Annotated in this window: 7 protein-coding genes; 5 read left to right on the forward strand and 2 right to left on the reverse strand. The window is 43.8% G+C overall.

The window, feature by feature from the left end; translation table 11 throughout:
* The first annotated feature begins 20 nt into the window (after positions 1-20).
* The 4 genes from ABIB39_RS04095 to ABIB39_RS04110 all read left to right on the forward strand — a co-directional run bounded on the left by ABIB39_RS04095 (position 21) and on the right by ABIB39_RS04110 (position 5,994).
* Positions 21-1,622: a SusD/RagB family nutrient-binding outer membrane lipoprotein gene (locus tag ABIB39_RS04095; RefSeq protein WP_354427544.1), complete on the forward strand. Its 1,602-nt coding sequence runs from the start codon at positions 21-23 to the stop codon at positions 1,620-1,622.
* Positions 1,623-1,675: 53 nt separating this feature from the next.
* Positions 1,676-2,764 (forward strand): alkaline phosphatase family protein, encoded by a 1,089-nt coding sequence (locus ABIB39_RS04100; protein ID WP_354427545.1) that lies wholly within the window; start codon positions 1,676-1,678, stop codon positions 2,762-2,764.
* A 529-nt stretch (positions 2,765-3,293) separates the two neighbouring features.
* Complete coding sequence (locus ABIB39_RS04105; protein ID WP_354427546.1) at positions 3,294-4,400, forward strand: acyltransferase family protein; 1,107 nt, start codon at positions 3,294-3,296, stop codon at positions 4,398-4,400.
* Between the two features lie 73 nt (positions 4,401-4,473).
* Positions 4,474-5,994 (forward strand): glycoside hydrolase family 43 protein, encoded by a 1,521-nt coding sequence (locus ABIB39_RS04110; RefSeq protein WP_354427548.1) that lies wholly within the window; start codon positions 4,474-4,476, stop codon positions 5,992-5,994.
* 20 nt (positions 5,995-6,014) lie between these two features.
* Here ABIB39_RS04110 and ABIB39_RS04115 read toward each other — a convergent pair whose 3' ends face one another.
* Positions 6,015-9,575, reverse strand: coding sequence for a VCBS repeat-containing protein (locus tag ABIB39_RS04115; RefSeq protein ID WP_354427550.1), 3,561 nt, complete (start codon positions 9,573-9,575; stop codon positions 6,015-6,017).
* A 263-nt stretch (positions 9,576-9,838) separates the two neighbouring features.
* Here ABIB39_RS04115 and ABIB39_RS04120 point away from each other — a divergent pair, with 263 nt between their 5' ends.
* Positions 9,839-11,158, forward strand: a complete 1,320-nt coding sequence (locus ABIB39_RS04120) for a vanadium-dependent haloperoxidase (protein WP_354427552.1) — start codon at positions 9,839-9,841, stop codon at positions 11,156-11,158.
* Here the strand turns inward: ABIB39_RS04120 and ABIB39_RS04125 are convergent, their stop codons facing one another.
* Complete coding sequence (locus ABIB39_RS04125; RefSeq protein ID WP_354427554.1) at positions 11,159-15,145, reverse strand: hybrid sensor histidine kinase/response regulator transcription factor; 3,987 nt, start codon at positions 15,143-15,145, stop codon at positions 11,159-11,161.
* Positions 15,146-15,172 lie beyond the last annotated feature (27 nt).

The raw sequence follows: 15,172 nt of genomic DNA on the forward strand, positions 1-15,172 counted from the left end.
ATTGATAAGCAGAACAAATCATGAAAAAGATATTTAAAATATATGTATTGCCGGTAGTTATGCTACTGTCGGCAACCGGTTGTAAAAAGGGGTTCGACGAACTCTCTGTAAACAACAATAAGCCAAACAACGTGCCTGCATCATTACTTTTTAACGGCATACTGAACAACATGGCCGAACTGCCTGACGGGCAAAAAGAAATATACAGCCAGTATTACCTGTACAACTACGATTATTACGGTAACAACCGTTACGATCTTGGTGGCGGTGATGACTATTACACCACACTTAAAAACGTTGTGGATATGGAAAAAAAAGCTTCTGAAACCGGTGGCGCTGCCATAAACCCGTATGAAGCTTTGGGTAAATTTTTTAAAGCTTACCTGTTCAGCAAAATGAGTTTAGAAATGGGCGATATCCCGATGACCGAAGCCTTAAAAGGCTTGGATAACCTGGAGCCAAAATATGATACCCAGAAAGCGGTGATGCTGCAATCATTAGTTTGGTTAGATAGTGCGAATGATGATCTTGCACAATTAATAGCAAAGCCAAATGATTTTGGTACAGGTGCAGGCGCTGTATTAACCAACGATATTTACTTTGCCAACGATTTAAAAAAATGGCAAAAAGCGGTAAATGCTTTGCAAGTACGCTTACTTTTACAATTAAGCAAAAAAACTGCAGACGCTGACCTAAAGGTTACAACACGTTTTGCAAACATTATTAATACCCCTGCTAAATACCCGTTGATGACCAGTACTGCAGACAACCTGCAATATGTGTTTGTATCGCCAAATAACTATTACCCCATGAACCCGAACAACTTTGGCCAAAGCGGTTCACGTAAAAACATGTCTGCAACATATATAAGCTTGTTAACAAAACTAAAAGACCCTCGTGTATTTGTAACTGCCGAACCAGCCCGCGACCTGGTTGACAAAGCAAAACAAAGCCCTACAGATTTTGCATCATTTGTTGGTGCCGATGCAGGGCTTGACTTAGGTGTGATGTATAATAATGCAGGTTTACAAAAATACTCGTTCATTAACCGCAGGTACTTTTACTCCACCTACACGGGCGAGCCAAGTGTACAAATTGGTTACCCCGAGTTGATGTTTAACATTGCCGAAGGCATAAGCCGTGGCTGGGCAGCAGGTGCCAATGCCGAAACGTATTACCAGGCGGGTATAAAGGCATCAATGGCGACATACGGGATTCCTGAGAGTGGTATTTTCTTAGCTCATTTTTACCGCCCGGGTTCAACAGATGTTAAAAACGCTGCAAACTATGATGATTATAGCGTTACTGCCGATTTTAACGCTTACTACAACCAGGCAGGTGTTAAGTACACTGCTGATGCTGCCGGTATCACCCGCATCCTGCAGCAAAAATATATAGCGCTGTTCAGGCATTCAGGCTTAGAATCGTACTTTACTTATCGCCGTACAGGGTTACCGGTGTTTACTACAGGCCCGGGTACAGGTAATGGCAGCCGTATTGCAACGCGCTTTAAATATCCATCAGCAGAGCGCAACTCCAACGCTAAAAACTACCAGGATGCATTGGCCAGCCAGTTTGGCGGCAATGATGACATTAACGGTATTATGTGGATACTGAAATAATAAGAATGATAAAAGCAGGGCCGAAAGGCCCTGCTTTGTTTAATACAATATTTATGAAAAAGTTATTAGTTACCGTTGTTTGCATATTGGCTATAAGCCAGTCTTTCGCGCAGCATAAAACAAAAAACCTGATTGTAGTAACGCTGGATGGCATGCGCTGGCAGGAGGTTTTTCGTGGTGCAGATTCGGCCATGATAAGCTCTAAATATACTACTGACCAAAGCGACGTGCGCAAAAAATATTGGGCCGCCACCGCCCAGGGGCGCAGGGGCCTGTTGTTTCCGTTCTTATGGTCGGTAATAAGCAAGCAGGGACAGCTTTACGGCAACCGCGATACCGGGAACAAAGATGAGCTGGCCAACCCATACCGCTTTTCGTATCCGGGATATAACGAGATTTTCACAGGTTTCCCCGATACAAGGATGAACACTAACGACCCGATCATTAACCCCAACATGAATGTGCTGGAGTACATTAATAAGCAGAAAGGTTTTGAGGGTAAGGTGATCGCGTTTTCTTCATGGGAGCGTTTCCCGCAGATCTTGAACGTGAACCGTTCCGGCTTGCCGGTATATTCAGGTTATGCTGATCTTAAAAACACTGATGCCAAAGCCCGTTTAAAATACCTGAACGAACTACAGCATAACGTACCTGCTTACCTTGGCGACTCCACCCGGTTAGATTTTATCACCTACGAGTTCAGCAAAGAGTATATAAAACAATACAAACCACGTGTGTTGTACATGGCTTTTGATGAAACAGACGACATGGCACACGAAGGCAACTACAAAGCATATCTGGAAAGGGCAAAGCAGGAAGATGGCTACATAAAAGCATTGTGGGATATGATTCAGATCGATCCATTCTATAAAAATAAAACTACCCTTTTAATAACTACCGACCATGGTCGCGGAGACGAGCCAATGGACAAATGGCGCGACCATGGTGCAGATGTAAAAGGATCAGAAAATACCTGGTTTGCAGTAATAGGTCCAGATACGCCGCCAACAGGTGTGGTATCAACCCCAACCATTACGTACCACAAGCAATTGGCCCAAACCATGGCACAACTACTTGGGTTTGATTTTAAAGCGAATGCAGGCCACGAGGTGGGCGATGCAATTAAAACGGTTATAAATTAGTTGTGCATTTACTCCTTTTAACAATGGCGCATTCCTGGGCGGGTGGCTTTTAATATGTGGGTACTCCAGTACAACATTTTTTGATTAGACACCTCAAATTCAGGTTGCAGCTTTGAAATAGATTAACGTAAAAAGGGCGTTTAGCGCATATAGGATTAATGGATCTCGATTCTCGTCGCGACCACATACAGAAAAGTCAAAAGCCTGTAAACGTACGTTTACAGGCTTTTTCATTGGTTAAAACGAGGACGGCTGATTGATTATGTGCGTAAGGCGTGTTAAAATGATACGATATGCGTGTACTTTGATACAATACGCAGATATTATGAAACCGCTTTTATATATTTTTATGATCTGAATTAAGACAAATCAATATTATACCACCTATGAACCAATTTAATGGCTTGATATGCCAGGCAATACCTGCTTCGTTTGCCTCTTGCGTGCAACTGAAAGTAATCACTTGCGCGTATATAAATCGGAAACTTACTGTAGCAATTTGTTAAGAACTGAACAACGCTATCTATACATGGATAATAATAAGCTAAATACTAAGCTGCATTACCCTATTTTGGATGGTTTGCGCGGTGTTGCGGCCATTATAGTAGTTACCTTTCACCTGACCGAACCGTTGGGTACAGGCCACATGGATATCATAGTTAACCACGGTTACCTGGCTGTAGATTTCTTTTTCCTGTTATCAGGCTTTGTTATCGGCTATGCTTATGACGACCGTTGGCCTAAAATGACGATTGGTAATTTTTTTAAACGCCGTATAGAGCGGCTCCAACCGCTCGTGATACTGGGCATGACATTAGGCGCCATCGGTTTTTATTTCACAGATTCGACGATTTGGCCGCTTATCCATGCCATACCACTTTGGAAAATGTTGCTCGTTTTACTGGTTAGCTACACAATACTGCCTGTATCGCTGTCGCTGGATATTCGGGGTTGGCAAGAAATGCACCCTCTTAATAGTGTAGGGTGGTCTTTATTCTTTGAATATATTGCCAATATCCTTTATGCGGTTTGGATCAGAAAGTTTTCAAAAACCACTTTGTCAATATTAGTATGCATTGCAGCTGTAGCACTTGCTCACCTGGCCATTACTAATGGCGATGTTAGCGGCGGGTGGACATTTAATGTGGAACAAGTGCGCATAGGTTTTACCCGTACCATGTACCCGTTCTTTGCCGGCCTGTTGCTTTCGCGTATTTTTAAACCCACCAGTATCAGGCATGCATTTTTTTGGTGCAGCGTATTGATAGCGGCGGTATTGTATATGCCACGTATCGGCGGTGCCGGGCATATTTGGCTGAACGGGATATACGAATCCGTTTGCATCATTATCGTTTTTCCGCTTATTGTTTACCTCGGCGCAAGCGGTAGGGCCCAAACGCAAATAGAGAGCCGGATCTGCAAGTTTTTGGGCGATATTTCCTATCCGCTATACCTGGTGCATTATCCGTTGGTTTACTTTTATGTAGCATGGATAAGTAATAATAAGGGCGTAACTATTGTACAGGCGTGGCCTTATGCTTTAGCTATTTTGATAGGGACGATTTTATTGGCGTACGTAGCTTTGAAATGGTATGATGAGCCGGTGCGCAAATGGTTGCGAAAAAAACTGGGCTAATAGAAAAGATCTAAGATAAACCTCGAGGCTGACAACAATGAACTATTAAAGCCTCAGAATATAAGATACTGATATGAAAAAATTAGCAATTGCTGCTTTCCTTACCCTTTTAACAAGCATATTAACACCCGTTAAATTGCTGGCTCAACGTAATGATGGTGCGGCTATCCCCGGTGATTTTGCCGATCCGTCCATCATTCGTGTTGGTAAAACCTATTTTGCAGTGGGTACTTCGTCAGAGTGGGCACCGCATTTCCCGATATACAAGTCAACCGATCTGAAGAATTGGAAGCAGGCCGGGTATGTTTTTGATAAAACCCCGGCATGGGCGTCAGGCTCTTTTTGGGCACCCGAGTATTATAAGATAAATGATACTTACTACATTTATTATACCGCACGCCGCAAAAGCGATAATACTTCTTACATCGGCGTAGCAACTTCAAAATATCCCGATAAGGGGTTTACAGATCATCGTTTGCTTATTACGTTTGGTAAAGAAGCTATAGATGCTTTTGTTTTTAATGATAACGGGCAACTATACATCACCTTTAAAGCTTATGGACTTGATAACCGGCCTATAGAAGTATTGGGCAGCAAACTTTCTGCCGATGGCCTTAAACTGGAAGGCGAAACTTTTTCCTTGCTCAAAGATAAACCTCGTATTGGTATGGAGGGACAAAGCATCCTGAAAAGGGATGGCTATTATTACATTTTTTATTCGGCAGGTAATTGCTGTGGCGAGCAGTGTGGCTACAATGTGCGCGTTGCCCGGGCAACGCGTTTTGCAGGGCCATATGAGGTATATTCTGCCAATCCCATCTTATCTGAAAATGAAAAATGGAAATGCATGGGGCATGGTACATTTGTAAAGGGGCCCAATGGCGCCGAAATGTATTTGCACCATGCCTACAATCGCGAAAGCACAACTTTTACGGGCAGGCAAGGCCTGATATCAGAATTGGTGTGGCCTGCAAATAGTGGATGGCCTGCTTTTAAAACACAAGAGGTTATAGGGGTACCGGCGCGGGGTATTGCAGATAACTTTACCTCCACCAAAATTGCGCCTTATTGGCAATGGGATTTCCGCCATTCCACTCCGTGGGTTAAGCAACAAAAAGGTGTGTTGTCGTTATCCGGGAGTATAAAAGGTTCTAATAATACGGGCATTGTGTTGACTACAAAACCTGTTTCGGGGCATTTTGTAATGAATGTTACCGTGCTTAACTATAACGCGGCGCTTAAAGGGTTAAGTTTTTATGGTGATGCTAATATGGCCCTGGGCATCGGCACACAAAATAACCAGATTGTGGTGTGGCAGGTTAGGGACGATGAGTTTGCCGTTTTAGCGAACGCCACTTTAAAAACAAAGCTACCTGTGCAACTAAAACTGGAGTTAATGCCCGATAAAACCTGCCAATTCTTCTACAGAACAGGCAAGGCCAATTGGCAGATGTTAAAAACAGACACTCCGATAAAAGCCGACCAATTACCACAGTGGGACCGCAGCCCAAGGGCCGGGCTGCACTTTAAGGGCAGCGCGACCGAGGGAGCCCGGTTTGCAAGTTTCAGCATTAAAGATATAAGTGGGCAATAACAGAAGCTATTAACTACTTATTACATCGTTATTTCTCTTTTAATCCCTTTATAGTTGGCGATAACTATTTTAGCAACGTTGGGGGCTACCTGGAATGACCGCGAAGATTGCGACAGGTAACCCGAACCATAATAAAACTCAACCCGTTTTTTTGTCGCATTTTTATAAGTGAGCTCCGCATAAAAATCATTCGGCTTCAGGCTTATCCATTTAAGCGGTTTAGTAACTGTTGTTGCATAAACTTTCAGACTGTCCTGGTTTTGACTGGCTACAAAAAGCTGTTTGTTACCTGCTTTTAGCAGGGCAAAAGCTTTGGCATCGCCGCTGATGCAAATGCCGCTTTGCTGCATGCTCATCTCTTTAAAACCTCCTTTACCATTGCCTTTTAAGTATAAACCCATGAAGGCATCATGCCTGCCGGTGAATGGCTCCATACCAAAATCGTTGCCAGCCAGCAGCAGGTCCAGGTTGCCGTCGTGGTCAATATCCTCGGTAACCATGCCATAAACTGGCGCCATTTGTGCCGATAGGGGCATAGCCGCAATACTGAACTTACCGCCGCCGTTATTTTGAATGTAGCTGGTGGTCATATCCGTAGCTGTTAACTGCACTGCGCCTTTCCTGTCTTTATCGCTCCAAATATCCTGCATGGTGGCCAAGCCAAACCCATTGTAAGACGGATACTTTTTCCGGATGCCTATCACCTGGCTTATCAGGTCATCACGGGTGTGCATCGGGAAGGCTTTTTGCGAGCCATCCTCCGCTTTCATGTAGCAAAATATCATAGCGTCGAACGATCCGTTACCATCCATATCCTTGCCAAAAATGGTCATCGGCTGCGTAGCGGATGCTTTGTAGTTTGAGTTTTGGCCAAGGTTGCCTGCAACGTAATCTATTTTGCCATCGTTGTTAAAATCGCCGGCGATGATGCTGTTCCACCAGCCAACGTGGCTATCAATCCCTGTAGTTTTGTTTATGCTGGTAAAGCTGCTGCCGTTGTTTTTATAAAAGGTAACAGGCATCCATTCGCCCACTACAACAAGATCGGGTTTCCCGTCGTTGTCAAAATCGCTCCAAAGGGCATCGGTTATCATACCGCCGTGTACCAGACCGGGGCATAGGCTTTCGGTAACATCGGTAAACTTGCCACCATCATTACGAAGAATGTGGCTTACAGGCGATGACGGGTACATGCCCGAAATTGAGCGCCCGCCCACAAAAAGATCAAGGTCACCGTCGCCATCATAATCCGCGGCGCGCACGCATGATCCATTGTCGTATTCAACAGGCACAGCCGCGTAATCCCGCTCAAAAAATCCTTTTTTATTGTTGATGTAAAGCCTGTCCTGCGTGGCGGTGCTGTTTTTGGCGAACTCATAGCTGCCGCTAACTACATATAGGTCGGGCCAGCCGTCGCCGTTGGCGTCAAATAAAATGGCGCCCATGTCCTCTTCGTCCTTAAAATCCTCATGTACAAATCGGGTGTTATCCATGGTAAAGCCCCCGATTTTATTCTGCATATAAAATACGCCTTTATTGCCTGCAGGTCCGCCAACATAAAAATCATCAAAGCCATTATTATCAATATCGCCAACTGCAATACATGGCCCATATTGGCTTAGTTTGTGGGGCAGTGTAGGTTGAATGTTGTAATCTATGGCGTCTTTCTCTTTATGCAAATATTTGATCCCTGTTTGATTGCCAACCGCCGTAAACACCGGCGTTATATTTTTAGGGATGCCGGGCTGCACATTGCCCGCGCTGCTCTTATAATATAATGTAATGGCCTGGTTAGCCTTAACATTACTCAGCAATTGTGTTTTGCCATCTGCCCAGCGAATTCGCAGCGAATCAACGTTTGATGCTGTGCCTAAACCGAAATGCGCCATGGCATCAACGGTGCTCATATAACCGCGGCAAGGCTGTTGGTCGTAAAACTGTTGTTTGCCGCCGTAATAAATGCGGATGGTTGCGCCAATACCGCCGGTATTTTTGGCATTGCCCACCAGCTTTATTTTAAGGTAATGTTGGGTGGGATTAACCCTGGTTTTGGTGTTCAACGTGTTTTCGTAAACAAAGGCATCGTCATCAATATTGTTGATCACCAGGTCCATGTCTCCGTCGTTATCCAGGTCGACATAAACCCCGCCGGTAGAGAAGGTGGGTTTAATAATACCCCAGTCTTTAGATTGGTCGCTAAACTGGTAGCCACCCCTGTTCCTGAATGCATAGCTGGCCGTTTTTACTACCGGGAAAGAATCCGCAGCTGCAAGCGTGGTGTTCTCTTTTACAGTGCGCCCTTGCCCGTTGGTATAAAGGGCGTGGTCAAGATCGGTTACATCGCGCGGGTAGCCGTTGGTGATCACCATATCCCTAAAACCGTCGTTATCATAATCGGCCACGAGGGGTGTCCAACTCCAATCGGTTTGGTAAATACCAGCCATGTAGGCTACCTCACTAAATAGCGGGGGGCCATTGCCTATTTGCCCCTGGTTTAATTGCAGCACATTGCGGATGTACTGATGATCGTACTTAAATTTATTATTATTGATGTAGGTGATGTAATTATCACCCATTAGCATGGTTTTTTTGCGCAGGTTCTTCTCGGGAAGCATCTCCAGCGACACCAGGTCTGACAGGCCATCGTTGTTCAGGTCCACCAGATCTGACCCCATGACTGACCAGCCCGTGTGCTTAAAATACTCGGACGAGCGGTTGGTGAACGTGCCGTTTTTGTTGTTGATGTAAAGTACATCGTTAGAGATAAAATCGTTGCCTACGTAAATATCCGGCCATCCATCGTTGTTGATATCATTAACCGCTACCGAGTTGCCAAAGCCTTCAAATACTATACCCGCCTGTTTAGTAACATCGGTAAAGGTGTTGTTGCCATTGTTGTGGTACAGGCGGTCGTTGTTTTCGGCGTTGCCGTTTGTTATTTTGGGACGGTAAGCAACCGGTGTACTTTTGCCAAGCACGTTGTTAAGAAGGTACACATCCAGATATCCGTCGTGGTCATAATCAAAAAATATAGCCTGGGTGGTAAAGCCTGTATCCTGCAGCCCATAAGCCTCAGCAGATTCCTTAAAGGTTGGTACGCCGGCTTTGTTAGCGCCCTGATTGATATAAAGCAGGTTTTTACGTTGCGAAGGGTCCTTTTTAAAGGATGTAGATATGTAAATATCCAACCAGCCATCATTATTAATATCAATCACCGATACACCTGCACACCATCTGCCGCCGCCATTTACACCCGCGTTAGCAGTTATATCTTCAAATTTTAGGTCGCCTTTGTTGAGGAATAATTTACCAGGCACCATGTTCCCTGCAAAGTAAACATCGGGTAAGCCATCATGGTTAAAATCGCCGATGCCTACACCGGCGCCGTTGTACAAATAAGGGTGGTTAAGTATGTTTATACTATCGCTTTCGGTAATGGTATTTTTAAAGTTGATGTTGGTTTCTGATGGATCTAAAAGTTTAAACAGAGTGTTGTCGTTCCCTTTTTTTGAGCAGGCGGTTAATAGAAATAGCATGCCGGTAAGGAAAGCGGCACGCTGTATTTGTATGCGGTTATACATTTTATAATTAGTGAAAAAGAGTAATAAATAAATATGTGTAGATAAAAATCGACGTGTGGTTTAAGCTTTGGTCAGAGCAACACGCTCATTAAATATTCGGTTAATTGCCAGTAAAGAAAATGCATTTAAAAATAGGCAATTCGTCAAATAATCTCAAAATTTAGTCTAAATGTATCGTGGGTAATAATGGTATTTCCAGAACTTATATTTACATATAGATTTGTTGGGGCAAAACATTGCCATAAGCCGCTTAATATTTATTTATGAAGAAAGTTTACATTGCTTTTTGGGCGATATTGGTACTGGCATCTTGCGGGCCGAAGAACGATTGGAAGAAGCTGGCGGAGAACCCGAATTTTATCCATCGCTCGGTTAAACAGGTTACCGATGTAATGCTTCGTGATATTTACTCTCCGCCTGTTGCCAGCCGTATTTACGCGTATATTTCTGTTGCGGGCTATGAGGCCGCGCGACAGGGCGATAAAAAGTATCTTACTTTATCCGGCCAACTTAACGGCCTTGGGCCGCTACCACAACCAACGCCAGGCAAGCAATTCTGCTACTCGCTCGCGGCGTCGCATGCGGTACTGTTGGTGGGAAAAATACTCGTAATGTCCGAAGGGCGGATAGAAAGCTTCCACGACGGCATGATGCAAGAATTTAAAGATACCGGCATGCCCGATGAGGTTTATCAAAACTCTATAGAATACGGCAAGCTCATAGCCGACGGCATTTTGAAATGGGCGGGGAAAGATAACTACAAACAAACCCGTTCCTTAGCTAAATACGACGTGCAAACCGACGACGCCACCTGGCAGCCAACCCCCCCCGCCTACATGAAAGGAGTGGAGCCACACTGGAATGATATCAGGCCGTTCCTGTTAGATTCGGCGCAGCAGTTTAAACCTGCCAAGGCGGTAGATTTTTCGTCGAAGCCGGATAGCTATTTTTATAAACTGGCGCAGGATGTTAAGGATACGGGTCTTCATTTATCTGAAGAACAAAGCGCTATAGCTACGTACTGGGACGACAATCCATTTAAAGTGAACAACAACGGCCATACCATGTTTGCCATCAAAAAGATCTCGCCGGGTGGGCACTGGATGGTTATTGCGGGTTACGCCTGCCGTAAAGCCAAAGCCGACTACATACGCACCGCCGAAACCTATGCCTGCCTTGCTGTGGTAATTGCCGATAGTTTCATCAATTGCTGGGATGAGAAATATAAAAGTAAGGTGATAAGGCCCGAAACCTACATCAACGCGCATATAGATCAAAGCTGGATGCCGCTGCTGCAAACGCCGCCCTTTCCTGAATATACCAGCGGGCATAGCGTGGTTTCAAATGCATCGGCAGTGGTGCTAAGTAAGATGTTTGGGGATGATTTTGCCTTTACAGATTCTACTGAGACGGCTTTTGACCTGCCTGCGCGTAGTTTTAAATCTTTTAAAGCTGCTGCAGAGGAAGCATCCATTAGCCGTTTTTACGGGGGAATACATTATATGCCATCTATTAATAACGGCATTACCGAAGGGCAACAAATTGGACGGTTTGGCCTTGCCAAATTAAAAACACACAAATAACTAAACCGACTTCGCTTTTGCACGTTTGCTTTGCTGATACTCTGTAGGGGTGGTGCCAAACTGTTTAAGGAAGTTGCGGCCCAGGTGCGATTGCGAGCTATAGCCAACCATGTTTGCAACTTCGTAAATCTTATAATCGCCGTTCTCTAATAACTTTGCTGCGGCCTTTAAACGGGTAATATTGATCAACTCGTTAATGGTAAGATTTGATATGGCTTTCACCTTGCGGTAGAGGGTTGGCTTGCTCATATTCATGAGATTGGCAATGTGCTCAACATCAAGACCCGCATCCTGCATGTTTTTGTATATAACGGTATTTAGTTTATCCAAAAAGCTTTCATCGGGTTTTGAATAAGCCATTGTTTTGATATTCGCCAACGGCGAACTCGCGAAATAATCTTTTATTTTATTGCGGTTAATAAGCAGGTTGGCAATTTGCACTTGTAAGTGTTCCGGAGAAAATGGTTTTTCGATGTAAGCATCGGCACCCACTTCTAAACCTTCAATTTTGCTTTGGAGGGTATTGCGGGCAGTTAATATGATAACAGGAATATGGCTGTGCTCAAAATTGGTTTTAATGCGTTTACAAAACTCAAAGCCGTCAATAACCGGCATCATTACATCACAAATAACAAGTTGGATATTCTCTTCCTCCACACGGTCCAGCGCTTCCTGGCCATTCATAGCCTTAATTACGGCGTACTTTTCCGTCAGTTCATTTTCTATAAAATCCAGTATCTCCGGATTATCATCTACCAAAAGTATAATTGGTTTCATGCTATCAAAATTTTCTTTTCGGTTTATAACGCCGGCGTATTCATAATCGTCAGATGTATTATGAAGATCGAACTCTTTGTCCTGGTGAATTGGTAATGTAAGAGTGAAGATATTAAAATTATCTAACGGGTCACTTAAAAAAAGAAAACCTTTATGCAATTCGCTCAACGAGCGCGAAAGTGATAGCCCAATGCCGGTGCCCGTTTGCTTTTCAGATTCCTTCATCCTGAAGAACGGCTCAAAGATGCGTTCGCGCAGCTCCATAGGGACGAGGTAGCCATCGTTTTTTACCACAATAGTAAATGAGGTGTCGCCCTCGGCAGGTTCAAACAGGGTGATATTTACTTCTGATGAGGCATATTTGATGGCATTATTAATAAGGTTACTGATAATTTTGGTAAAGGCCTCGATATCTACAAAGGCATACAGTACTTTATCCGGGTGATTAAACGTATAGCTAAAGTTTTTTTGCTCGGCTATGGTTTTAAATTGCAGGAAGGCATCCTTAAGTAATTCGCTGATGTTTGTCTTTACAAAGTTAAGGCTAAAGCCGTTTGTCTCGGTTTTTCTGAAATCGAGCAGTTGATTGGTAAGGTCGAGTAACCTATCGGTATTGCGTTCCATAATTTGTAAGTTGCCATGTATCTCGGGCACCTCGGCAGCGCGCTTCATCACCTTTTCCATTGGGGCCTTGATGAGCGTTAACGGCGTACGGATCTCATGGGCAACATTTGTGAAAAACTCTATTTTGGCATTGTAAAGCTCTTTTTCTTTATCACTTTCCAGTTGTTGTATCAGGCGCTGGTTCTTCTGCCTGATGTTTCTGTGGTAACTCCTTAAAAGGTAATATATGGTAGCGAGGATGAGTAAGGAGTAGATCATATATGCCCACGCGCTTTTCCAAAATGGCGGGGCTATATCTATCTCAATGGTGGTTTCTTTATTTGTCCAGTTACCGTCGTTATTAGCCGCTTTAACCGTAAAAGTGTAATGGCCGGTAGATAACTGTGTGAAATAAACCTTACGATTAGCTTTAATGGTTGTCCAGGTATGGTCCAGGCCTTTCATTATGTATTTATATTGCGTCATCTCTGGCGAGGGGAAACTCAGGGATGCAAAATCGATACTAAAGGAAGATTGGTTGTAGTTGAGTTTTATTTTTTTGGTGCAAATAATAGAGTGCTTTAGTAATGAATCTTGCCCATTTACCGTGATCTCTTTATTATGCACCTGGAAACCCGTAATGTATACCGGCGCCACAAAAGCGTTTTTGGTGAACAGCGCAGGGTTAAAACTTACCATGCCCCGCACACAGCCGAAGTACATGGTGCCGTCAGTATCTTTAAACGCCGAGTTATAATTGAACTGATCGCTTAAAAGCCCGTTTGCTTTGGTGTAGATATTAATATCGTTGGTGCCAAGGTTTAGCGAGATCAAACCGCGTGATGTGCTCACCCAGATATTCTTATTGTTATCCTCCAATATTTTAAAGGTGTAGTTGCTGGGCAGGCCATTTTCGTTATCGTAGTATTTAAAGGTGCGGTGGTCTGTATCGTAAAACCAAAGGCCAAGGCCTTCGGTAGCGAACCAGATGTTATTGTTGCTATCCTCGAACACGCCGTTTACAGCAGAGGTATTCAAAGCGCCTTTAGCCGGGTAATCATAAGCGAGTTTGGTTCCTGTGTTTTTATTAATGTCGTACACGTAAATACCATCCCTAACCGTGCCCAGCCAAATTTTACCGTTATGATCTTCTATCATAGAGTAGACAAAATCAACCGGCGGTATCTTATCTATCAGCGTAAAATCTTTTTTATCAAGGTTGTAGCGATACAGGCCGCGGGTTGTTGCAACCAGTATAACGCCCGCCCTGGTTTTTAAAAACGTAACAATGAAATTGCTTTTCAAAGCATTGTTGCCGGCACCGGCTATAAACACTTTTTCAACCTTACCTGTTTTAATGTTGAAGATATTAAGGCCGCGCTCAAATGTGCCTATGTATAAATAGTTGCCATTGGCCAATAGCCCGTGGATGTTCGAGTTGGATATGCCATTTGATGCGCCGGGGTAATAATGTGTCCAAGTGTTTTTATCTGCCGAGAGTTTGTTGAGGCCGTTATCCTCCGTGCCCAGCCAAAAGTTACCGTATTGGTCTTTGCTGATCTCGCGTACTACGTTACCCTGTAGCGTGTTTTTTTCGCCGGGATAATATTTACGGAATAATGAATGCTGTTTGGGGTAATAATTGATGCCGCCAAAGTAAGTGCCGGCCCATACGCCACCCTCAATATCTTTATACAGTACATATAAGGCATTGTCCGATAGCGAGTAGGGGTCGTTATAACGCTTTTTGATATTGGTAAAAGTGCCCTTGGTAGTATTATAGATAAACAAGCCCGACTCGGTAGCTATCCAATACTCATCGTCGCTGTATTTGTTAAAATCCCGAACGTAGACTTCGGTTTTATCGGCATTGTAGGTTAACCTGTCGATATAGCTACCGGCAACGCAATCAAACTCTTTAAACCCCTGGTTGGTGGTGCCAATGAAAATCTTATCCTTGCCGGCGTAAAAAATCTTTTCAATATAATTTGATGCCACCCGTGGCGACTTATCAAACAAACTATAACTGGTAAAAGTTCGGCTTGCCGGGTTTAACTTCTCAATGGTGCCTTTTGTAGTAGACACCCAAAGGGTGCCATTATTAAAGGCGATAGATGTAGCCTCGAAATTTTGATAAGCTTTATAATTGGTTATTTTTTTTGTTTTCTTATCATACTTCATCAGGGCAGGCCCGGCTATAAACCAGCAGTTGTTATAACTGTCTTGCATAATGCAGCGCACACCCTCCTGGCCCGCAACATTTAAATTTGTAAAGGTTTCGGTATTTGGGTTGTAGTGCTCCACCCCCTGATCTGTGCCTACCCACATGCTGCCATCTTTATCACGGCTTAGGGCATGCACCATGTTATTTGCCAAGGTGCGTTTGTCGCGCGGGTTGTGCCTGAAAACCTTAAAAGTATAGCCGTCAAAGCGGTTGAGGCCGTCTTTTGTACCGAGCCATAAAAAGCCCTTTTTATCCTGTAAACAAGTATAAACCGTATTGTTTGATAAGCCCTGCTCAACCTGGTAATGCTTAAAATAATAGGTTTGGGCGCTGCAAAAAGTAGGCAGTACTAATAAAAAAAAGAAAAGATAGATCGGTTTCAAAATAATTGGGCTTCAAACAAATATACT

This window comes from Mucilaginibacter sp. UYP27 (assembly GCF_040547175.1).
Taxonomy (GTDB): domain Bacteria; phylum Bacteroidota; class Bacteroidia; order Sphingobacteriales; family Sphingobacteriaceae; genus Mucilaginibacter.

What these genes read in the sequence shown, in the direction of transcription:
- ABIB39_RS04120 (WP_354427552.1), top strand. Translation starts at nt 9,839, where the DNA reads ATGAAGAAAGTTTACATTGCTTTTTGGGCGATATTGGTACTGGCATCT.
- ABIB39_RS04115 (WP_354427550.1), bottom strand. Translation starts at nt 9,575, where the DNA reads ATGTATAACCGCATACAAATACAGCGTGCCGCTTTCCTTACCGGCATG.
- ABIB39_RS04095 (WP_354427544.1), top strand. Translation starts at nt 21, where the DNA reads ATGAAAAAGATATTTAAAATATATGTATTGCCGGTAGTTATGCTACTG.
- ABIB39_RS04105 (WP_354427546.1), top strand. Translation starts at nt 3,294, where the DNA reads ATGGATAATAATAAGCTAAATACTAAGCTGCATTACCCTATTTTGGAT.
- ABIB39_RS04100 (WP_354427545.1), top strand. Translation starts at nt 1,676, where the DNA reads ATGAAAAAGTTATTAGTTACCGTTGTTTGCATATTGGCTATAAGCCAG.
- ABIB39_RS04110 (WP_354427548.1), top strand. Translation starts at nt 4,474, where the DNA reads ATGAAAAAATTAGCAATTGCTGCTTTCCTTACCCTTTTAACAAGCATA.